This is a genomic window from Petrocella sp. FN5, assembly GCF_029210395.1.
GTDB lineage: Bacteria > Bacillota > Clostridia > Lachnospirales > Vallitaleaceae > Petrocella.
In genome coordinates this window covers 1-19,932 of sequence record NZ_JARGDP010000046.1, presented here as the reverse complement: position 1 = coordinate 19,932, position 19,932 = coordinate 1, and the positions used below count along the sequence as shown (strand labels likewise).

General features: G+C 36.7%; 23 protein-coding genes and 1 riboswitch. Of the genes, 3 read left to right on the top strand and 20 right to left on the bottom strand.

What is annotated here, in order from left to right; translation table 11 throughout:
- Positions 1-544: 544 nt before the first annotated feature.
- The 7 genes from P0N36_RS10890 to P0N36_RS10860 all read right to left on the bottom strand — a co-directional run bounded on the left by P0N36_RS10890 (position 545) and on the right by P0N36_RS10860 (position 7,669).
- Positions 545-1,153 carry a class I SAM-dependent methyltransferase gene (locus P0N36_RS10890; RefSeq protein ID WP_275842877.1) on the bottom strand — a complete coding sequence of 203 codons (609 nt, stop codon included), beginning with the start codon at positions 1,151-1,153 and terminating at the stop codon, positions 545-547.
- A 103-nt stretch (positions 1,154-1,256) separates the two neighbouring features.
- On the bottom strand, positions 1,257-2,651 hold the full coding sequence (gene lpdA / locus P0N36_RS10885) for a dihydrolipoyl dehydrogenase (protein ID WP_275842876.1): 1,395 nt from the start codon (positions 2,649-2,651) through the stop codon (positions 1,257-1,259).
- Positions 2,648-4,105 carry an aminomethyl-transferring glycine dehydrogenase subunit GcvPB gene (gcvPB, locus tag P0N36_RS10880; RefSeq protein WP_275842875.1) on the bottom strand — a complete coding sequence of 486 codons (1,458 nt, stop codon included), beginning with the start codon at positions 4,103-4,105 and terminating at the stop codon, positions 2,648-2,650. Before gcvPB ends, lpdA begins: the two co-directional genes overlap by 4 nt.
- Positions 4,105-5,436, bottom strand: a complete 1,332-nt coding sequence (gene gcvPA, locus P0N36_RS10875; RefSeq protein WP_275842874.1) for an aminomethyl-transferring glycine dehydrogenase subunit GcvPA — start codon at positions 5,434-5,436, stop codon at positions 4,105-4,107. Before gcvPA ends, gcvPB begins: the two co-directional genes overlap by 1 nt.
- Positions 5,437-5,444: 8 nt before the next feature.
- Positions 5,445-5,828, bottom strand: a complete 384-nt coding sequence (gene gcvH, locus P0N36_RS10870) for a glycine cleavage system protein GcvH (protein WP_275842873.1) — start codon at positions 5,826-5,828, stop codon at positions 5,445-5,447.
- Positions 5,829-5,881: 53 nt separating this feature from the next.
- A complete protein-coding gene (gene gcvT / locus P0N36_RS10865; RefSeq protein ID WP_275842872.1) occupies positions 5,882-6,961 on the bottom strand; it encodes a glycine cleavage system aminomethyltransferase GcvT in 1,080 nt (359 codons plus the stop codon).
- A 138-nt stretch (positions 6,962-7,099) separates the two neighbouring features.
- Positions 7,100-7,199, bottom strand: a riboswitch (glycine riboswitch).
- Positions 7,200-7,300: 101 nt separating this feature from the next.
- Entirely contained in the window at positions 7,301-7,669 is a 369-nt protein-coding gene (locus P0N36_RS10860; RefSeq protein WP_275842871.1) for a LysM peptidoglycan-binding domain-containing protein, read from the bottom strand.
- A 146-nt stretch (positions 7,670-7,815) separates the two neighbouring features.
- On the opposite strand from P0N36_RS10860, the gene lexA reads away from it, so the two are divergent.
- Positions 7,816-8,475, top strand: a complete 660-nt coding sequence (gene lexA, locus P0N36_RS10855; RefSeq protein WP_442957188.1) for a transcriptional repressor LexA — start codon at positions 7,816-7,818, stop codon at positions 8,473-8,475.
- Between the two features lie 138 nt (positions 8,476-8,613).
- Here lexA and rsfS read toward each other — a convergent pair whose 3' ends face one another.
- From rsfS to rplU, 8 genes are all read right to left on the bottom strand, one after another.
- Positions 8,614-8,967 (bottom strand): ribosome silencing factor, encoded by a 354-nt coding sequence (gene rsfS / locus P0N36_RS10850; protein WP_275842869.1) that lies wholly within the window; start codon positions 8,965-8,967, stop codon positions 8,614-8,616.
- A gap of 2 nt (positions 8,968-8,969) precedes the next feature.
- Entirely contained in the window at positions 8,970-9,563 is a 594-nt protein-coding gene (gene yqeK, locus P0N36_RS10845; RefSeq protein WP_275842868.1) for a bis(5'-nucleosyl)-tetraphosphatase (symmetrical) YqeK, read from the bottom strand.
- A 9-nt stretch (positions 9,564-9,572) separates the two neighbouring features.
- A complete protein-coding gene (nadD, locus tag P0N36_RS10840) occupies positions 9,573-10,175 on the bottom strand; it encodes a nicotinate-nucleotide adenylyltransferase (RefSeq protein WP_275842867.1) in 603 nt (200 codons plus the stop codon).
- A gap of 27 nt (positions 10,176-10,202) precedes the next feature.
- Entirely contained in the window at positions 10,203-10,493 is a 291-nt protein-coding gene (gene yhbY / locus P0N36_RS10835) for a ribosome assembly RNA-binding protein YhbY (protein ID WP_275842866.1), read from the bottom strand.
- Positions 10,494-10,510: 17 nt separating this feature from the next.
- Positions 10,511-11,785, bottom strand: coding sequence for a GTPase ObgE (gene obgE, locus P0N36_RS10830; protein WP_275842878.1), 1,275 nt, complete (start codon positions 11,783-11,785; stop codon positions 10,511-10,513).
- Between the two features lie 144 nt (positions 11,786-11,929).
- Positions 11,930-12,214, bottom strand: coding sequence for a 50S ribosomal protein L27 (gene rpmA, locus P0N36_RS10825; RefSeq protein WP_125135586.1), 285 nt, complete (start codon positions 12,212-12,214; stop codon positions 11,930-11,932).
- A gap of 2 nt (positions 12,215-12,216) precedes the next feature.
- Positions 12,217-12,540: a ribosomal-processing cysteine protease Prp gene (locus P0N36_RS10820; RefSeq protein ID WP_275842865.1), complete on the bottom strand. Its 324-nt coding sequence runs from the start codon at positions 12,538-12,540 to the stop codon at positions 12,217-12,219.
- A 2-nt stretch (positions 12,541-12,542) separates the two neighbouring features.
- Positions 12,543-12,857, bottom strand: coding sequence for a 50S ribosomal protein L21 (gene rplU / locus P0N36_RS10815; RefSeq protein WP_275842864.1), 315 nt, complete (start codon positions 12,855-12,857; stop codon positions 12,543-12,545).
- A 219-nt stretch (positions 12,858-13,076) separates the two neighbouring features.
- Here rplU and P0N36_RS10810 point away from each other — a divergent pair, with 219 nt between their 5' ends.
- Positions 13,077-13,625, top strand: a complete 549-nt coding sequence (locus P0N36_RS10810) for a hypothetical protein (RefSeq protein WP_275842863.1) — start codon at positions 13,077-13,079, stop codon at positions 13,623-13,625.
- On the opposite strand, the gene P0N36_RS10805 is transcribed toward P0N36_RS10810, so the two are convergent.
- The 5 genes from P0N36_RS10805 to P0N36_RS10785 all read right to left on the bottom strand — a co-directional run bounded on the left by P0N36_RS10805 (position 13,622) and on the right by P0N36_RS10785 (position 18,287).
- A complete protein-coding gene (locus tag P0N36_RS10805) occupies positions 13,622-14,152 on the bottom strand; it encodes a cysteine hydrolase family protein (protein ID WP_275842862.1) in 531 nt (176 codons plus the stop codon). The two genes, P0N36_RS10810 and P0N36_RS10805, sit on opposite strands and share 4 nt — an antisense overlap.
- Positions 14,153-14,260: 108 nt before the next feature.
- The gene (locus P0N36_RS10800) at positions 14,261-14,506 is read right to left on the bottom strand and encodes a hypothetical protein (RefSeq protein WP_275842861.1); all 246 of its coding nucleotides are present in this window, start codon (positions 14,504-14,506) and stop codon (positions 14,261-14,263) included.
- 74 nt (positions 14,507-14,580) lie between these two features.
- Entirely contained in the window at positions 14,581-15,768 is a 1,188-nt protein-coding gene (locus P0N36_RS10795) for a ribonuclease E/G (RefSeq protein WP_275842860.1), read from the bottom strand.
- A 4-nt stretch (positions 15,769-15,772) separates the two neighbouring features.
- A complete protein-coding gene (locus P0N36_RS10790; RefSeq protein ID WP_275842859.1) occupies positions 15,773-16,450 on the bottom strand; it encodes a TIGR03936 family radical SAM-associated protein in 678 nt (225 codons plus the stop codon).
- On the bottom strand, positions 16,434-18,287 hold the full coding sequence (locus P0N36_RS10785; RefSeq protein ID WP_275842858.1) for a TIGR03960 family B12-binding radical SAM protein: 1,854 nt from the start codon (positions 18,285-18,287) through the stop codon (positions 16,434-16,436). Before P0N36_RS10785 ends, P0N36_RS10790 begins: the two co-directional genes overlap by 17 nt.
- 391 nt (positions 18,288-18,678) lie before the next feature.
- Here P0N36_RS10785 and tyrS point away from each other — a divergent pair, with 391 nt between their 5' ends.
- Entirely contained in the window at positions 18,679-19,905 is a 1,227-nt protein-coding gene (gene tyrS / locus P0N36_RS10780) for a tyrosine--tRNA ligase (RefSeq protein ID WP_275842857.1), read from the top strand.
- Positions 19,906-19,932 lie beyond the last annotated feature (27 nt).

Below are 19,932 nucleotides of genomic sequence, written 5' to 3'. Positions count from 1 at the left end.
AATTTAATTTTTATTACAATTTATGTGATATACCGTTAAATCACACTTAGTAAACCTATCTTTCGCTATATATAAGCATAGCAAAAAAAGCTTTAATAAATATCTGTAATATATTCAGTTTTTGTCCTGGAAATAAATTGCGAAATGTCATGATTACCTATACATTTCCCCGCATTATTCTATTTCCCCATCCTCAGTCGTTTATTATATCTATAATTCACGCAAAATCCATTTTAAAATAGTTGGTGAAGAGATGTTTATTAGAAACGCAACTATTTCTTATGATTTCATACATGAATCTGCATATGACTATTTATATATTACTTTGATATTTTTGTCAAGTTTTACCTAATTTTTTGATTCAATAGGCCTATAGAATTTTATATGTCAAGACACATCCTTGTTGTACTTAAATGAATATGCTTAATTATGTCCATGCCAAGAAAAGTAAGACCTCTCAAAGTAATAAACAAGGGCTATATTAACATAACATTATTATGTCAACATAGCCCTTATTTTCATAGGGGTACTCTATTAAGAAGTCTTACTGAATATTGTAAAACTCGCCTTTCTTAGCGATTCCAAAAGCAAAACTTGTTTTAAAGAAGCGATGATACTCCACTAATCTAAAACCGCCGTGTTGTATGGTCATAACCGTTTCTCTATTTAGGTGGCAATTACTGGCTACCCTCTTCCATACTGGTGTCAACTTATGAAAAAGTTGATTATAAGGTCTGGCACTGGGCAATACATGTTCCATAAAGTAGAGTCTACCCTCCGGACGTAGTACCCGGTAGAGCTCACTGACCCCTTTTTCAGGCTGGAGAACTGAACAGAACATAAAGGTCACAACAATGCTATCAAAAGATGCATCCTCAAAAGGTAAACGGGTTACATCTCCCTTCATGATACTTAATATTATATTTTTGGGTATTTTTTTGGTTGAAAAATGATCCGGAATCTTTTGATCAACCATCGTCAAACTGTCCATCTGCTCGTACGGATAATAAGCCAGATTGACGCCTGTACCATACCCAACTTCTAAGACATCACCAGATACATCTTTGAGTAATTGTTTTCTCTTATCATGAAGCCTTAATTTTTCCAAAGGCAGCATAAAAGAATCGTAATAAAAATGCTTTAACTTGCTCATAAGACCACCTACTTTACATAACAATATTATGTTAACTACTTGTCGTCGTTGTCGTTTTTTTTATTTTAACACTTTAACCTAAATACATTATAAAACAAGGCATCTAAAAAGTATAGTAACTATGAACATGATCACTAAAGAGTTCGCCTAATGTAGGATGGGCAAATACCATGTCTTGTAGTTGATGGATAGTAAGACCGCCTTCCATAGCAATGATGCCATAATGAATCAAATCTGTACTGTGGGCACCAAGTATATGCAATCCCATTATTTTTCCATCTTCACTTATAAGGGATTTGATAAAGCCTGTTGTAGCGTTCATGGCCATGGCTTTACCGGATGCACCATATAAGGTTTTTTGACTTTTGTATTTCACACCTTTTTCCTTTGCTTCTTCTTCACTAAGTCCAATACTGCCAATCTCAGGATCTGTAAAAATACAGCCGGGAATGCTTGGGCTATGAATATTTTGATTTTTAAGAAGATAGCCCATTAATTGCCGTCCTTGGTTGTATGCCGCATGTGCCAGTAAAGAAAGTCCGTTAACATCACCAATTGCATAAATGCCTTCTACACTGGTTTCATAGTTGGCGTCCACTTGTATGAATCTATTATTATGTGTTATACCCAGTTCTTCAATGGTTTCCTGGTCCCAAACACCCATACGGCCTACCGATAAGAGCACATACTCTGAATCAATATGAACCTCTTTTTCTTTCTCTAGAAAGATGGTCCGGATGGCCTTATTAACCTCAGTGTCATCCATATCACTAGGAAGAGATTCAAAGCCGATCACCTTTGAACCGGTATGTATATCTATACCGGCTTGTTGACATAGACTTTTTAAGCGCTTAGATATTGAACTGTCTATTGTTGGTAGTATATTTTTCTCATATTCAATTACACTGACTTTTACACCCATATGACTTAGCATGGATGCAAATTCCATACCTATCACCCCACCACCAACTATGGTGATAGATGCCGGCAAACGTTTCATCTCCAGAATATCCTTTGATGTAAGTATACGTTCATTTTCTATACCTTTAATATTCGGTATTACAGATTTTGAACCGGTTGCAAGGACAATGGCATCTCCAACAAACCGACGGATAGAACCATCACTTAAGGTGACCGATACCGTCTTTCTATTTTCTATTGTGGCAAAGCCTTCAATATAGTTTACTTTTTCTTTCTTTAACTGACCCATGATGCCCTTTGCCAAATCGCTTATGATTTTTGTTTTTTGCTTTTGCATACTTTCATAATCCACTTCTACATGGTCATGAAGAATGCCCATGTCACTGGCATGGATCATTTTGTTGTATAAGGCACCACGTTCAATTAAAGTTTTGGTGGGTATACAGCCATAGTTAAGACAGGTACCACCAATTTTGTGATCTTCAATCAAGGTCATGTTACCGCCATAACGCGCACCATAGAGTGCAGCTTCATAGCCAGCCGGCCCACCACCTATAATGATTATGTCTTTTATCATTGTTCTTCTCCATTGAAACGATAGCTGAGTACCGGATTTCTAGCAACACTGACCTCGTCTAGTCGTCTGACAGATGCAGTTGTTGGTGCATTATGTAACAATTCCGGTTGCTCTTTCGCTTCTTTTGCAATCTTAAGTAGAATATTTATATAGTCATCTAAGGTTTCTAGACTTTCGGATTCAGTAGGTTCAATCATAAGGCATTGTTCAACAATCAAAGGAAAATAAATGGTTGGTGGATGCACCTTATAATCAATCAAGCGTTTTGCAACATCTAATGTGGATACATCCCCTGGCTCTTTTAGTCCGGCTAATACAAATTCATGCTTGCATATAGACTTATAAGGGACCTTATAAGCATCTTTTAAACATGCTTTCATGTAATTGGCATTAAGTACCGCCAACTGACTGGCAAGCTTCAGACCTTCTCCGCCCATAGTAAGGAAATACACATAGGCTCTTAAGTAGACGCCAAAATTACCAAAGTAGTTCTTAACATGACCAATACTCTTAGTTGGCATCTTAAAGCTATAGAAGTCCTCATCAGATGCTATAACAATCGGACCGGGCAGATACTCTTGTAAGCTGGATACCACGCCAACTGGGCCTGAACCTGGGCCACCACCACCATGAGGTGTTGATAATGTTTTATGTAGATTCAAATGCACAATATCAAAGCCCATTTCAAGGGGTCTCGTGATGCCCATATTGGCGTTCATATTCGCGCCGTCACAGTAGACAAGCCCTCCTACATCATGAATACGCTTCGTTATTTCCAGAATGTCTTTTTCAAAAAGTCCTAATGTATTTGGGTTGGTTAACATGAGTCCGGCAGTATTTTCATCAATAAGCTGCTCAAGGGCATCCATGTCGATGGTACCTTCAGCATTGGACTTCACTTCCAAAGCAACAAAGCCCGCCATGGTCACACTGGCCGGATTGGTCCCGTGGGCAGAGTCCGGAATAATGATGTTCTTCTTATGAACATCTCCTTGGTCAATAAGATACTGTTTCATAATCATAAGTCCGGTCAGTTCACCATGTGATCCCGCAGCCGGTTGTAAGGAAACACCAGGCATACCGGTGAGTTCACTTAACATACCTTGGAGTTCATAGATGATTCTCATATTCCCTTGAACATGTTTTTCACGCCAACTCGGATGAGTATGGGAAAAATTCGGCATGGCAGCGACCACTTCATTGATTTTGGGGTTGTATTTCATAGTACAAGATCCTAGGGGGTACATACCTGTATCCACACCATAGTTCCTATTGGAGAGATTGGTAAAATGCCTGACCACATAGTTTTCACTAAGCTCAGGCAACCTTGGTGCTTGTTCACGCTTATACTTTTTTGGAATCTCAAAGCTTTTGCTGTAATCTTCAAGGTCATAGGTATCAAAATAATACCCCCGTCGTCCTTCTTTGCTGATCTCATATATATTTTTTTGCATCACGCAAGCACCTCCTTCATCGCCACCACCAAAGTATCTAAATCATCTTTTTCATGCACTTCTGTGGTCGTTATTAAGAGAAGATTTTTTTCTTGATCAATAAGAATACCCGGTATAATCTGAAACAATTCAAGAGACTTCATAACATCCACACCGTCACGTATTTGAATGACAAATTCATTAAAAATGTGTTGATTATGCATGATTTTAATACCTTTAATGCCCTTTAGGTGATCTCTAAGATAGCAAGCGTTAATGTGGGACCGTCTTGCAACTTCTTTAATACCGGCAAGTCCCATGGCACTTAAATAAATGGTGGCTGCAAGCACATTTAAGGCTTCATTAGATGTGATGTTGCTTGTGGCCTTTTCTCTACGTATGTGTTGTTCTCTTGCTTGCAAAGTTAGTACATACCCTCTTTTCCCATCTAAATCAAGGGTTTGACCAACAATACGTCCCGGCATCTTACGCATTAGTTTTTCTGTACAAGCCATATAGCCTAGTGTGGGTCCTCCAAAATTCATAGGATTACCAAACACTTGACCGTCACCGACGGCGATATCAGCACCCCATTCACCGGGTGATTTGAATAGACTTAGCGACATAGGATTGGACATAATAATCAATAGACTCTTATTAGCATGTAGACTGTCTGACACACCGGTCAGATCTTCTAAGTTACCGTAAAAGTTAGGTGTAGCGACAATATAAGCCGCTATATCTTCGTTGATATAATCATTTAGTGTATGACTACTTACAAGACCATCTTTAGAGGGCACTTCCATTAACTCTAAATCCTTATACTTCAAATACGTTCTTAGCACATTTTTTGATTCCGGCGGTAGGGTATCCGGAATGAGTATGGTGTTACGTCTTGTTGCCCCACATGCCATAAAAGCAGCTTCTGCAAGAGCGGTTGAACCATCATAATGGGAGGCGTTGGCGACTTTAAGCCCTGTAAGTTCACAAATCATGGTCTGATATTCAAAAATGGCTTGCAAAGTGCCTTGTGATATTTCGGGCTGATAAGGTGTATAAGCGGTATAGAACTCCGATCTAGATATTAAATGGGGTACAATGGTCGGAATCGAGTGTTCATAGATGCCACCACCGACAAAACTTAACCAATTGGCGGTATCTATATTACGTTCACCCAATTTTGTAAGCTTTTTAATGACCCGCCCTTCACTTTCCGCCTTAGGTAATTGCATCGGTGATTTAAGCAAAGCCTTAGCATCAATATCCGTAAAAAGGTCTTCTATGGAATTTACGCCAATTTTCTGGAGCATATGGTCAATATCCGCTTGGGTATGTGGCAAATAAGGATGCATAAGTCCTCCTATTCTAAGCTGTTGCAATAAGCTTCATATGCATCAGCATCCATCAGTGTTTCTAATTCATCCGTTTCAAAATCTTCGATAATGGCAATATAGGCATCAAAGGGAGCCTTATTTAATAGTTCCGGTTCATCTTCCAATTTGTTATTGACCTCAACAATGGTTGCACCAATAGGCAGGTAGATGTCGGCTGCTGCTTTAACGGATTCAACAACTGCAAAGTTATCTTCTGCCGCAAAGCTTTCATCTACATCCGGTAACTCAACGAAGACAATGTCCCCCATTGCTTCTTGAGCGTAATCCGTGATGCCAATGTAACCACGATTCCCTTCAATCTTAATCCATTCATGGTCCTTCGAATAATATAAACCTTTTACAATTTTCATAAAAAACCTCCTCAAATTTGTTATGATTATTTGAACCTTAATAAGTTACTTCCTTACTGTTTTAAAAATTTTTTATTTATAATTTTAGCTTCTAGACGGTTCTTTCTTACTTGCACAAGGATATTGTCTTTGTCATAGGCATAAGGGATCAATGCCAGACCAATGGACTTACCAAGTGTTGGTGAGATATAACCGGTCGTGACAGCACCTATTCGTTCTTCATCTGGGTTTAAGACCTGGGCTCCATGTCTGGCAATACCTTTATCCATTAATTCAAAACCAACTAATTTTCGTTTTGGTTGAACCTTATACTCTAGTAAACTTGATTTACCAATGAAGTCTTCGCCATCCAATTTGACAAAATAGCCTAAGCCGGCTTCTAGTGGGTTTATGGTTTCTGATAACTCATTTCCATACAATGGCATACCAGCTTCAAACCTTAAAGTATCTCTAGCACCTAAACCACATGGTTTAATGCCATAAGACGAGCCTTCTTCTAATAAAAGAGTCCAGATTTTTTGCGCATCCTTCTTATCAAAATACAATTCAAAACCATCTTCACCGGTGTAACCGGTTCTGGAGATTAACATGGGTACATCAGCAAGTACGACTTGATCTAGGAAGTGATAATATTTCAAAGTACCTAAAGAAATATTGGTTAGTGATAGGATTAACGCTACTGACTTCGGTCCTTGAACCGCTAATTGGCACAATTCATTTGTGATATCCTTTAGATCAACCCCCGGCAATAGATGGCTTTCAATCCATTTATAATCCTTATCCTTATTGCCGGCATTGACAACCAAAAGTAGATTATTAGGTGCATGTTGATACACAAGGATATCATCAACAGTCCCACCATCTTCATAACACATTGGTGCATACATAGCTTGACCATCTACTAAAGCTGTCAAATCATTAGTAACCAAGTAATTAATGCAGCTTTTTGCCTCTTCTCCTTTAAGCTCAAACTTACCCATATGACTTACATCAAATAAGCCAATTGCATTTCTCGTCGCTGCATGTTCATCCATAATGCCTTCATACTGGATAGGCATATCGAAGCCGGCAAAATCCACTATCTTAGCATTATACTGAATATGCATATCATATAAACATGTTCTCTTACCCATAAGTCCCTCCTTACATAATTTTCTCAAGAACTAAAAAACAGAGTCCTAAAAGCACAGTAAATAAGCACCTTTAAAACTCTGTATGTTTACCTGAGAGTATTGCCCCTTCGGTGACCACTTAAGGTCTTTCCAGAGAGCTATCCTTTAGGGATCCTTTTGCCTGAAAGATTCTACATTCTAGGACTTGGAATGTATTGCTTCTTCGGCGCCAATTGATGGTCTCTTTCCCCAAAATCATATAGCGAAATATATATTAAGTATAACACACTCAAGATATTTCTGTAAATTATAATAAAAAATTTTGTAAAAGAGAAAGGCAAGCCAAAGACTGTAGATGGTCTACTCTACTAAAGTAACTGTCGAATCTTGACTTTTTATGATGGGAATCAGTATCTGTTCCCCTGCTTGGATGGTAGTATCCTTCAAATGATTCATATTTATAACTTCTTTAATATACGATTCATGATCATAATAATCACGATTCATGTATGTACTTGCTATGGACCACAAACTGTCATCTTTTTCAATTTGGATGACGATGTAAGCTTTATCTTCAACATACATACTACCTTGTACGCTATTTGATTCAAAGCTTACTTGAACAAGGTATAAGAGTAATACCGCTGCAATTATAATACCGGCTATTGTTTTTACAAATTCATAATTCTGGTAATTTCTGTATTGTCTACATTTTGCTATCGAATTCATCTAATCACTCCCCGAACGTTTGTTTGTATTTCAATTATATACGAACGTGCGTTCTGTGTCAATGCTTTTCAAGAAAAAAGCGAACAAACGTTTGATGTTTTTATAAAGCTATGCTATACTTATTTCATTAGAACATACATTCTAATATGATTGTAAAAGGTAAAAATATGAATGGGGTGAGCTTCGTGTCAAATGATTTAGGAGAAAAACAACAATTGATTTTAGATTTTTTAAAACAAGAGATATTAAGTAAAGGCTATCCGCCTTCTGTCAGAGAAATCGGTGAAGCTGTTGGATTAAAATCCACATCAACGGTACATGGCCATTTGGAACGTTTAGAGAAAAAAGGCGTCATTCGCAGAGATCCTACTAAACCAAGAGCTATTGAGATTCTGGATGATGAGTTTAATGTTCAAAGACGTGAAATACTAAATGTACCCATAGTAGGACGTGTCGCTGCAGGAGAACCTCTTCTAGCTGTAGAAAATATTGAAGAATACTTTCCCCTACCGGTTGATTATGCACCCAATCAAGAGCTATTTATGCTTCGTGTTAAAGGTGATAGCATGATCAACGTCGGCATATTTGAAGGTGATTTAATTATCGTACAAAAACAATCCACAGCAACAAACGGTGACATCGTCGTTGCCCTACTTGAAGATTCCGTAACCGTCAAGACCTATTACCGTGAAAGCGATCACATTCGTCTACAACCGGAAAACGATCAACTAGAACCCATACGTGTCTACGATGATTCCATCGTAATCGAAGGTAAAGTCATCAGTTTGTTTAGACAATACATCTAAAAAGAATTGATTTAGGTTTTGCTTCAACTAAAATATACAAAAAAACAAGACTGCCTCAGAATGAAAATCTGACGCAGTCCATTTTTATGGAAAGAAATTATTTTTCTAAATGCGGAACCGAATGAGGAAAGAAATTCACTAAAAGGATTTTACATCCTCAATTATCTTCCCATCCGCCCAAATACGTTCTAAATCATAGAAGGAACGGTTTTCTTTATCAAAAATATGGACAATAATATCTTTAAAATCAAGAAGTACCCAACTCCCATTATGATTACCTTCAATATTTTTGGTATCAAAACCGGCTTTGTTTAATTTCTCTTCAGTAAAATCCATTAAGGTTCTTACATGATTGGGGTTGTTACCATGCGCTATGATGAAATAATCTGCCATAACACTGATGCCTGAAATATCAATGATACGAATATCTTCACCTTGCTTGTCATCTAATGCATCGTATGCGATTTTTACCATTTCTTTAATAATTGACATAGTTATTCCCTTCTTAATTTCTTATAATAGTTATAAGTTTCTTTTGTTAATGGGTCTATGGTTACCTTTTTGTGGTATAAATACTCCAGTGAGTCTTCTAGAATATAGAGCATAGCTTGATCCAAGTCCTGATAAGCAATTCTACGAATCAAATCAAGTCGACCGCCATGTTTTCGTCCCGGTTCAATATAGTCACTTATGTAAACAATTTTTTCAAGCAAGCTCATACTAGGACGTCCTGTTGTATGGTATGTTATGGCATTAAAAATATCCGGATCTTCTATATGATATTTTTCTTTGGCAATAAAGGCACCAACCTTTGCATGTAACAAGTCACCATTGGCTTCTTCAGCCTTGCTTTTTGATATATGATATCTTTCACAAAGACCAAGTAGTTTTTTATTTGAATAGTGCTTGGCACAATCATGTAGAAGTCCTGCAAGTGCGGCTTTATTGGGGCTATAATGATGCGACCTTCCCAGTTCATAAGCAACTTTTGTAACATTAAGGGTATGCTCATACCTTTTAGGAGAAAGCTTTTTCTTAAGTTTGCGTGTGATTTTTTGATCTGTAATAAGATCTTCAATGGATTTCATGATTATCACCTAGGTGTATAGTTTATGCTTATTAATATAATCACTGACAGCGTCAGGTACGTAGTGGTTTATAGACTTGCCCTCAGCGATACGTTTCCGAATTAATGTGCTCGACACTTCTATTTGAGGCATGTGTACATTCATAAAAGAGGTGTTGTAACATTCTCTAAGTCGGGCTTGTTGCTCCAATGACTCTTCCTCATCATAGCCACTACGATGAACAATAACAAAAGCGCCGATTTTAAGTAGCTTCTTATGATTATACCATTTTTCAAGATTAAAAAGTGAGTCTGTACCTATAATTAACCAATACTTGTTTTCGGGAAATTCTTTTTGAAGCATTGCAAAAGTATCGACAGAATAAACCTTACCATTTCTGTTTAACTCATAATCCGAGATTCGAAAAGTAGGGTTGTTTTTAATCGCTAAACGACACATTTCCATGCGATGGGCCACATCAATAATAATCTCGTCCTCTTTATGAGGTGGATTACCCGAAGGCATAAACCATATCTCTTCAAACAAATGATGATCGTTCGTACATTGGGCTGCTATTAAATGACCGATATGTATGGGGTTAAATGTTCCACCCATGATAGCAATGTTTTTCATAACAGTCTCCTTCATAATTATTTGCTTTTATTTAGGTAAAATTATTTTAGGCTCATCCTTAGAAGGTCTATAAAGTACAAACTTGCGTCCTATGACTTGAACCACTTGGGCATGGGTTCTTTCACCAATCATTTCGGCAATATCTTTCACTTCATAAATACAATTTTTTAATACATTGACTTTAATGAGCTCTCGTTTTTCAAGAGCCTCATTTATGCCCTCTGTTAGTTCCGGAGAAGCACCGCCTTTTCCAACTTGAAAAATCGGTTCTAAAGGGTTCGCCAATTTTTTCAAATATGCTCTTTGTTTAGAATTCATATATTTCTCCTTCAACCTTATTTATAATAGTCAAATTGTAGATAATAGATTTTTACAGTGTCCCCTTCATCTATACCCAAAGATTCAAGTTCTTTTAGAATGCCTTCTGTTTCAAGAAAATTCTGAAAGAAAATAAATCCTTTTTCATCTTCAAGGTTGGTATAGCCAAGCATACGTTCTACTCTACTACCTTCAACTGTAAAAACACCATCGGCTTCTTTTGAAACTATGATAGGTTCTTTGGGATCTTCGATATTCTTAATAAAGAACTCCTGTTCATATATTAAGTGCTCCTGTGGCATCGCTTTTAATATGCCATCAAGATGATACAGAAGCTCATTTAATCCTTTTCTAGCTACAGCAGAGATTGGGAATACTTTTATGCCTTCTTTTTCAAAGGTCTCTCTTAGTCGATCAAGAGCTTCATTTTCAAACAAGGCGTCAATTTTGTTGGCAGCAATAATCTGTGGTTTATTCAACAATTCAGGATTAAACTGTTCTAATTCATATTGCATTTTGCGTATGTCTTCTACAGGATCTCTACCCTCAGTCGAAGCAACATCTACCACATGGAGTAAAACCTTTGTTCTTTCAACATGCTTCAAGAATTCATGACCAAGGCCGATACCCTCTGATGCACCTTCTATGAGACCAGGAATGTCCGCAATAACAAATCCATCTCCATTAATATCGACGACCCCTAAGTTTGGGTTTAAAGTAGTAAAATGATAGTTTGCTATTTTGGGTTTTGCATTTGACACAACAGATAATAATGTGGATTTACCTACATTTGGATAACCCACCAAACCAACATCTGCTATGGATTTGAGTTCAAGGATAATTTCTATTTCCTTATTCTCTTGACCCGGCTGTGCATATTTAGGTATTTGCATGGTAGGTGTCGCATAATGTTGATTGCCTTTACCACCTTTACCACCATTTAACAGTTTATATACTTCATCTGAAGCAGAAAGGTCTTTTATAACTTTTCCGGTATTGGCTTCTTTAATGATGGTTCCTTTGGGGACTTTGATGATGAGATCATCCGCATCCTTGCCATGGCAATTACTGCCCATACCCATTTGACCGCTTCCTGCTTTAAAAACCCGAGCATGTCTAAAGGGATAAAGGGTATTTAAGTTGGGATCAACGACAAAAATCACATCCCCGCCGCGTCCACCATCACCACCATCAGGGCCACCATTTGGTACATATTTTTCACGTCTGAAGCTGACACAACCGTCTCCGCCTCGTCCGGATTTCACTTTTAGTCTTACTTGATCTACAAAAATCATAACTTGCACCTTTTTTCCCTTGCTTAACAACAAATCAACCGTTCTTTTTTATTATAACATAATAAGGCATTAACATAGCACAGACTCTCCTAGAGAATAAAAAAGTTTCAATAGCCTAAACCATTGAAACTTAAATAATTCTTATTGAGCTTTTGGATAAACAGATACTTGTTTTTTGTCTCTGCCTTTTCTTTCAAACTTAACAACACCATCTACCAATGCAAAAAGCGTATCGTCGCCGCCTCTTCCTACATTGTTACCAGGATGAATCTTAGTTCCACGTTGTCTAAATAGTATATTACCTGCTAACACAAATTGTCCGTCCGCTCTTTTTGCACCCAGTCTTTTGGATTCGGAATCTCTACCATTTTTGGTAGAACCAACACCCTTTTTATGTGCAAATAATTGAAGGTTCATTCTTAACATGGTTACACCTCCTCGATTTTAATATTTATATAATCATGTCCATATTCTTCATAAATCGATGTCATACCCAATTCAAATGTGTCAAGTAGTACTTGACTCGTGGGAGACATAGTTGTCTTCATCAACATATCAATTTTTCCATCTTCATCATATTGAAGAGAAAATCGATCGTCTGTAAAAGACTTAATGGCATTGACTGTATTTATAGCAAGGACTGATACACTTGCACATACAATGTCTTTACCTTTTGTTTCATAACCTGCATGACCACTTACACAAAAACCAACATTACCGGCTTCTCTTTTATAAAGAATGATTGCGATCATACTTATAAAGTAATCGTGTCGATTTTAACTGCAGTGAAAGGTTGTCTATGACCTTGTTTTCTTTTATAACCATTGTTCTTAGGCTTATATTTGAAAACAGTGATCTTTTTGCTTTTACCTTCAGCCGTAACAGTTCCTGTTACTTTTGCAGTTGTTATAGTAGGATTTCCAAGGGTTACATCCCCTTCATTTGAAACCAACATAACTTGATCAAAAACCACAGCATCACCTTCAGCTAATCCGAGCTTTTCAACTCTTACGACATCACCTTCAGCTACTTTGTATTGTTTTCCACCTGTTGCTATAATTGCATACATTCTGGCACCTCCTCGTTTTTTAAGACTCGCCGGTTTTGGCGTCCAAAGACTTATAACCTGACCGTGCGGCATACCATGGTATAGGTTATCACAGTTAGCAAACTATGTCAAGGTCTTTTGGTAAATCACTGTACTGCCTTTCATCAATATAACAACTGTTTCCAGAAATGTCTTTCTTTGCTATAATAAGAACAGTGAAATCATGTATTTGGAGGTATTATGAAAGAATTAAAAATAACTTACGACAAAAAACTTGATAAGTACCATACCCTTTATCATCATCATGAAAATATGACAGCCTTCCGATTGGATATATACCGAAAACTGTCACAGAGAGAAGATCTATTCATAATGATTGAAACCCATCTTGGATCAATAAATCAACCCATCCCCCTAGATTATGTTATGAGCATTGAAAAAAGTCTAAACCGATTTAATCTACAACATCAAATAAGACCGATTCAGGTACGACATGGAAAATCTATACTAGGCATATTAAGTAAAGGTAAACCTATAGAGGATTTTGCAATAGCCTTTTTATTGCCAAAAGAACAGTTTAACCATGCTATTTTTGAGACCTTCTTCTGTGAATATGATTTAAAAATAAGTTATGGCATAAAAACAGACCCTACAAGTTTATTTGAAGACTATAGAAAAGGTTATGTGAAGTCTTTTGATGACCCCAACTATTTTACCCATCATCTTTTTGATTCAAGGATTTTTAACAAATTTCTTTCCACAGAAGTGCTGACACCTAAACTTAATTAGAAAAACTCAATATCTTCACTACTAATCAGTTCAGCAAACCAACTGGCCATGATCCTATGATGATGGTCAATAATCTGTTGTGCTGTGAGTGGAATGGAGTCAAATGTAGAATGGGCATCTTTGGCTAAGATATTATGATATCCAAGAGAAAAAGCTTGTCTGCAAGTTGTATCAATGCTACCTTCCGTCTGAACCCCTGTAATGACCAGATATTTAATATCTTCCCTTGTTAATAAATCATGCAATTTTGTTTTGTAAAATGCGTTTGGAGTATGATTCTCAATAACGTAATCCTTCTCCATCGGCTGAATATCTGGATGAATTTCCCATTCTTTTGTACCCTTAATAAAGCCTGAGTCTTCATCCGAATGTTGCAAATATATAACCATGGCACCTTCTTCATGAGCTCGGTCAATTAGGTTTCTGATATTTTTAAGTAATGCCTCTTCTTTATATAATCTAAACTTCTCTTTATCAAAAAGACCTTGTTGAACTTCAAGTATCAATAATGCTGTCTTGTTATCCACGTGAAGCCCTCCTTTCACATGTTTCAATTCTAGTATAACATATGTGTCAAAATAAGTTTTATCGATTCGATAGTTTTCCCTAGAGTACTAGAAACAGAAATCTGAGTTTTACAACTTATAGTCCAGTAATTGATTGAATTTTGGGAAATCTTCTTTTAAAATGTGAACATAATAAGCATTTCTTGATGATGCTGTTCTATCTTTTTTATGTCCTGTTAGAATTTTATATTTGTATTTTATGTCGTTTTGATCAAGCAATCCAGTTACACGGTTAAACTCATTTTCTAAAGTTGTTATGTATGCTTCTTGCCAGTCACCGAAAAAAAAGTCTTTTAATTTCTTAAAAGTCGACATATGTCACCACCCTCATTTTTATACTCTCATTTTAACAAATATATATTATAAATTCAACAATTAAATTATGGTATCTAAATATCCCATAATTCAGATAGGGGCTGTTTTATTTTCTTTCTCGTCACCTCAACAAGACCGAGTGCCGTCATATCAATCACCGTTGTCTTTATTCTATCAAAACTTGTTAGATATCTTAATCTTTGCATTAGCTTATTCTTATCTTCTAGATCTGACATATCAATAAAATCAATAATAATAATTCCGGATATGTTTCGAGCACGTAATTGATAGACAATTTCTTCAGCCGCTTCCATATTAGTGTTAAAAATTGTTTCTTTTACTTGTTTTTTGCTTAATGTTTTCTCCGTATTAACATCAATAACCGTTAAGGCTTCGGTAGGTTCAATTATAATAGATGCGCCAGACTTTAACCATACTTTTTTATGTAAAAGTTTGTCGATTTTACTTTGGACATTAAAAAAATTGTACAAAGACATCTCTTGCTCTACCAGCATGAGTTTGTGAAGGATTTCCGGATGATTTTCGCCTAAAAACGTTTCCACTTCATGATATAGGTTTTCATCATCATAGATATAATCGGTTACTTCATCTTCATGAAAATCTTTGAGCAAAGTCATATAAGGTGAACCTTGGGTATAAATACGCTGACCCGTACTTCTAAAAGTTAAGGTATTTAATATTTTGTCATATAACTGAATCAGTTTTTGAACTTCATCAATCACCAGTTCATCTGGAACAAAACTACAATTGGTTCGAACAATAAAGCCATACGACTTTGAAACATAATTCTTTATAAGGTTTTTAAGCCTTAACCGTTCATCATCCTCTGTAATCTTTGACGATATAAACACGGAAGATTTATCCGTTGTCAAAACAACATAACGACCTGTCAAACAAAAATCAGTTATGGCTTTTGCCAGTTTGGTTTTATGGGCATCCTTCTGAATCTGAATTAGAACCTCATCTCCAGGAACAAGTGCTTGGCCTTTTCCAACCTTTTTTGCATAATAAATATTTTTGGATTCTTGTAAAGATAAAAAAACATTATCACTTTTACCTATGTCTACAAAAGCGGATTGAATGTTTTTTTTGACAGTCTTTACCGTACCCACATAGATATTGCCGATGTCTGTTTCAACTTCTCCGGAAAAAAGATGAACCTCAAGTACACGTTCCTTCTCATCCAAAAGAGCGCATAATATATTTTCATTGTAACGGGTAGTTACTAATTTTTTACTCATTTCATCACAATCCTAACTTAACCTCTAACAAAGGCCGTAAACCATTATGGTCATGGTAGATTTCAACACGATGGAATCGATAGTCACAACGTACATAGTTCAAATCGTTTAAAGCCAAGAGTTTTTCAAGCACCATTTCCGGCTTGATGTTAAAATGACTTCCATTGGCTATGGTCATTATAAGGTGTTTGTCTTTTAACAAGATATTTATAATACCCGGTCTCAAGTCGAAATCATTGATTTTACCCTTTTTATTCTTCTTTCTTATAATCAGTGTTTCTTGAGACATCATCGCCGACAACATATCTTCTGTAATAATCGAATTTAGAACCTCTATCCTATAAGTGGCTGCTACAACTGAAGCCATGGCGGAGGTTTCTTTATTGTCTATTTCAACACCATCTAAAAAGAAGATACCCTCAGGGGCTTTTAAATTAATAGCTTCGATTAACACATTAATGGCGACATCCTCAGTCAGCTTAACATCCATATACTCGCTTTCACTGCTTACACCAACAGCCAGTGCACTGGCAAAAGAGAATATCTGATGAGGATTGAAACCCTCAGAGTATGCAATAGGAATGCCTGCCCTGGTGAACATTTTTTGAAAGGTCCGCATCATATCCAGATGACCAACAAATCGAATCGGTCCTTCTTTTTTGAACTTAAGTCTTACGAGCATAGCAAATACCTCCTTCAAAACACATCGCACCACAGTTGGTACATCCCTCCATACAATTTACTGTGGTTTTTCCTTCCTTAGCGAGCAAAAACTCATCATATAAAAATGATTTTTTTACACCGGTGTCGATAAAATCCCAGGGAAGAATTTCTTCCAGTTCACGCCTTCTTTCATTGTAAAAGCCTGAATCCATATTTAACTCATCAAAGGCTTCGTTCCATAATGTTACATTAAAATGCTCTGACCATGCATCATAGCGTGCGCCTTTTTGATACACTTTCAAGATGACCTCGTTAAGCTTTCGATCACCACGGGCCAAAACACCTTCTATTCGACTGGTGTCTGCGTCATGACTGTTATACTTGATGTTCTTCTTATTAATGTTCTTATTAATGAGTTTAGCTTTTTCTAGAAAAGTATCGCTACTTGCTTGTCCCATCCATTGAAAAGGTGTAAATGGCTTTGGTATGAAGAATGAGGTGCTAAGTACAATCTGAAGCCTTTGCTTACGCATATCTCCTGGCATGGTAAACCACTTATTCACAATATCCTGTCCCAGTTTAGGAATAGCTAAGACATCCTCTTCTGTCTCCGTCGGTAGACCAAGCATAAAATACATCTTAACCCTATTCCAACCGCCCATAAAAGCCTCGTAGGCACCTTGTAGAATATCTTCTTCGCTGATGTTCTTATTGATCACATCTCGCATTCTTTGAGAACCGGCTTCCGGCGCAAAAGTAAGACTGCTTTTTCGTACATCTTGTACTTTACGCATCAGTTCTATTGAAAAGTCATCAATTCGTAGTGAGGGCAAGGACAAGTTCACATGGGCCAATTCTGGTGCTTCTATCAGATAAGATGCCAATGCATTTAATTGAGAATAGTCACTGGAGCTTAAGGAAATAAGAGATATTTCATCATGCCCTGTATTTTTAACAATCTCTATGGCTTGTTCTTTTAATATTTCTAGATCTTTTTCACGTACGGGACGGTAAATGATACCCGCTTGACAAAAGCGACAGCCTCTTGCACAACCTCTGAAAAGCTCAAGAACAACGCGATCATGCACGGTTTGGATATAAGGAACGATTGGTTTCATGGGGTATCTTGATTGTGTCATATCCATCATGATGACTTTTTTAACTTGTGGCTTCGCCTTTGGATGATTAGGCACAAACCTTTCTATAGTACCGTCTTCATAATAAGAAACATTATAGAATGATGGCACATAAATGCCTTCTATTGTAGCGGCTATTTCAAGAAAAGCTTTTTTTGTCCCGCCATTTTCTCTGTGATGTTTATAAGCATCCATTAAAGCATCTAGTTGAACTTCCCCTTCCCCTATATAGAAGAAATCAATAAAGTCACTAATAGGTTCAGGGTTGTAGACACAAGGTCCTCCTGCACAAACAAGAGGATGGTCTTCTGTTCGATCTTTACTTAATAAAGGGATCTGAGCTAGGTCAAGTATTCTTAAAATATTGGTATAGCACATTTCATATTGAATGGTAATCCCAATAAAATCAAACGTCTTAATGGGTTCTTGGCTCTCTAGTGCAAAAAGCGGAATGTTTTCTTCTTCCATAATACGATCTAAATCTACCCACGGCGAAAAGACACGTTCACACCAGAGATCATCCCGTTGGTTCAAAAGATTATAGAGTATGGAAAGGCCCAGATGGCTCATTCCAATGTCATAAACATCCGGAAAACATAAAGCAAAGCGAATGGCTACTTCCTCTTTATTCTTATAGATGGCATTAACCTCGTTACCAATGTATCTTGCAGGCTTTTCTACTTGCAGTAAAACCCTGTCTTCTAAAAACAATTTATCCATAAAGTCTCCTTGTATTAAAAACTGAGTATGTAGCTATTTGGGCTCTTATTTCCTTAATCTAGATGAGAGAGATCCACTTAAAGATTCTACCTCAACAGTAAATATTACATGATTCTAATGAAATAGTCAAACATTGAATTATACTTCTTATCTTCAGCCCTTCTCTTCATATAATGTATAAATACATTTCAACCTTGATGAACTAAGGCAATTGTGATATAACTATAGCTAGAGTCTTTTTATAAGTCTTAAATTAATAAATAGGGTTAAAGCTATTGCATAAAATTAACTTTGTTTCACAAGTTCACATATATTGTATGTGAAGGTTCAACAATATTTAAACGCCTTAACCCGTTATTCTACAAAAACAAATATATTCAGGAGGTTATACATGAGAAGTGCATATGATGTTTTACTTGAGAGAGGTTTTATTGCTCAAGCTACCCACGAAGAAGAAATTAAAGAATTACTATCAAAAGAAAAGATAAGCTTTTATATTGGTTTTGATGCAACGGCGAACAGCTTAACCGCCGGACATTTTTTGACCATTATGGCAATGGCCCATATGCAACGTGCCGGTCATAGACCTATAGCGCTTATTGGTGGTGGCACCACACGCATAGGCGATCCATCCGGAAAAAGTGATATGCGTCAAATGCTTACTTCTGAGCAGATTGATGCTAATGCCGCTAATTTTAAGGTTCAACTCTCTAATCTTATAGATTTTTCTGATGGAAAAGCCATTATGGTTGATAATGCAGACTGGTTACTCAAGTTAAACTATGTAGATTTCATCCGTGAAATCGGAGTTCATTTTTCTGTCAATCGTATGTTAACGGCTGAGTGTTACAAATCCAGACTTGAAAAAGGCTTATCCTTTTTGGAGTTCAATTATATGCTTCTTCAATCTTATGATTTTCTTGAACTTAATCAGCGATATGATTGTGTTATGCAAATGGGTGGAAATGATCAATGGTCCAATATCTTAGGTGGTGTTGAACTCATTCGACGTAAAGAACAAAAACCAGCTTTTGGTCTCACCTTCAATCTACTAACAACCAGTGAAGGTGTCAAAATGGGAAAAACGGAAAAAGGTGCACTTTGGCTGGATAAAGAGCGTACTTCTCCCTATGAATTCTTCCAGTACTGGCGTAATATTGAAGATGTTAAGGTAAAAGAATGTCTTGCCCTTCTGACTTTCTTACCTATGGAAGAAGTCAATCGTCTTGGCGCTTTAGAAGGTGCAGAGATTAATCAGGCAAAAGAAGTGCTTGCCTATGAGATAACCGCACTTATCCATGGTAAAGAAGAGGCCCAAAAAGCATTAGAAACTACCAAAGCTCTATTTGGTGGTGGTGCCAAATTAGAAAATGTGCCACAAACTCAGATGGATAAAACATTATTTGAAACAGGTATGAATCTGTTGGATCTACTTCTACAGGCTCAACTTATTCCAAGTAAATCTGAAGGTAGAAGAAATGTTCAACAAGGCGGCGTTCGTGTTAATGATGTACAAATTACAGATGTGGAATACCACATTACAAAAAAAGATTTTAACGAAGATGGTGAAATGATGATTCGAAAAGGAAAAAAAGTACACCATATGATAAAAATTTAATAACTTAATTTCATATTATCATTTCAA

What these genes read in the sequence shown, in the direction of transcription:
- P0N36_RS10890 (WP_275842877.1), bottom strand. Translation starts at nt 1,153, where the DNA reads ATGAGCAAGTTAAAGCATTTTTATTACGATTCTTTTATGCTGCCTTTG.
- lpdA (WP_275842876.1), bottom strand. Translation starts at nt 2,651, where the DNA reads ATGATAAAAGACATAATCATTATAGGTGGTGGGCCGGCTGGCTATGAA.
- gcvPB (WP_275842875.1), bottom strand. Translation starts at nt 4,105, where the DNA reads ATGCAAAAAAATATATATGAGATCAGCAAAGAAGGACGACGGGGGTAT.
- gcvPA (WP_275842874.1), bottom strand. Translation starts at nt 5,436, where the DNA reads ATGCATCCTTATTTGCCACATACCCAAGCGGATATTGACCATATGCTC.
- gcvH (WP_275842873.1), bottom strand. Translation starts at nt 5,828, where the DNA reads ATGAAAATTGTAAAAGGTTTATATTATTCGAAGGACCATGAATGGATT.
- gcvT (WP_275842872.1), bottom strand. Translation starts at nt 6,961, where the DNA reads ATGGGTAAGAGAACATGTTTATATGATATGCATATTCAGTATAATGCT.
- P0N36_RS10860 (WP_275842871.1), bottom strand. Translation starts at nt 7,669, where the DNA reads ATGAATTCGATAGCAAAATGTAGACAATACAGAAATTACCAGAATTAT.
- lexA (WP_442957188.1), top strand. Translation starts at nt 7,816, where the DNA reads ATGATTGTAAAAGGTAAAAATATGAATGGGGTGAGCTTCGTGTCAAAT.
- rsfS (WP_275842869.1), bottom strand. Translation starts at nt 8,967, where the DNA reads ATGTCAATTATTAAAGAAATGGTAAAAATCGCATACGATGCATTAGAT.
- yqeK (WP_275842868.1), bottom strand. Translation starts at nt 9,563, where the DNA reads ATGAAATCCATTGAAGATCTTATTACAGATCAAAAAATCACACGCAAA.
- nadD (WP_275842867.1), bottom strand. Translation starts at nt 10,175, where the DNA reads ATGAAAAACATTGCTATCATGGGTGGAACATTTAACCCCATACATATC.
- yhbY (WP_275842866.1), bottom strand. Translation starts at nt 10,493, where the DNA reads ATGAATTCTAAACAAAGAGCATATTTGAAAAAATTGGCGAACCCTTTA.
- rpmA (WP_125135586.1), bottom strand. Translation starts at nt 12,214, where the DNA reads ATGTTAAGAATGAACCTTCAATTATTTGCACATAAAAAGGGTGTTGGT.
- P0N36_RS10820 (WP_275842865.1), bottom strand. Translation starts at nt 12,540, where the DNA reads ATGATCGCAATCATTCTTTATAAAAGAGAAGCCGGTAATGTTGGTTTT.
- rplU (WP_275842864.1), bottom strand. Translation starts at nt 12,857, where the DNA reads ATGTATGCAATTATAGCAACAGGTGGAAAACAATACAAAGTAGCTGAA.
- P0N36_RS10810 (WP_275842863.1), top strand. Translation starts at nt 13,077, where the DNA reads ATGAAAGAATTAAAAATAACTTACGACAAAAAACTTGATAAGTACCAT.
- P0N36_RS10800 (WP_275842861.1), bottom strand. Translation starts at nt 14,506, where the DNA reads ATGTCGACTTTTAAGAAATTAAAAGACTTTTTTTTCGGTGACTGGCAA.
- P0N36_RS10795 (WP_275842860.1), bottom strand. Translation starts at nt 15,768, where the DNA reads ATGAGTAAAAAATTAGTAACTACCCGTTACAATGAAAATATATTATGC.
- P0N36_RS10790 (WP_275842859.1), bottom strand. Translation starts at nt 16,450, where the DNA reads ATGCTCGTAAGACTTAAGTTCAAAAAAGAAGGACCGATTCGATTTGTT.
- P0N36_RS10785 (WP_275842858.1), bottom strand. Translation starts at nt 18,287, where the DNA reads ATGGATAAATTGTTTTTAGAAGACAGGGTTTTACTGCAAGTAGAAAAG.
- tyrS (WP_275842857.1), top strand. Translation starts at nt 18,679, where the DNA reads ATGAGAAGTGCATATGATGTTTTACTTGAGAGAGGTTTTATTGCTCAA.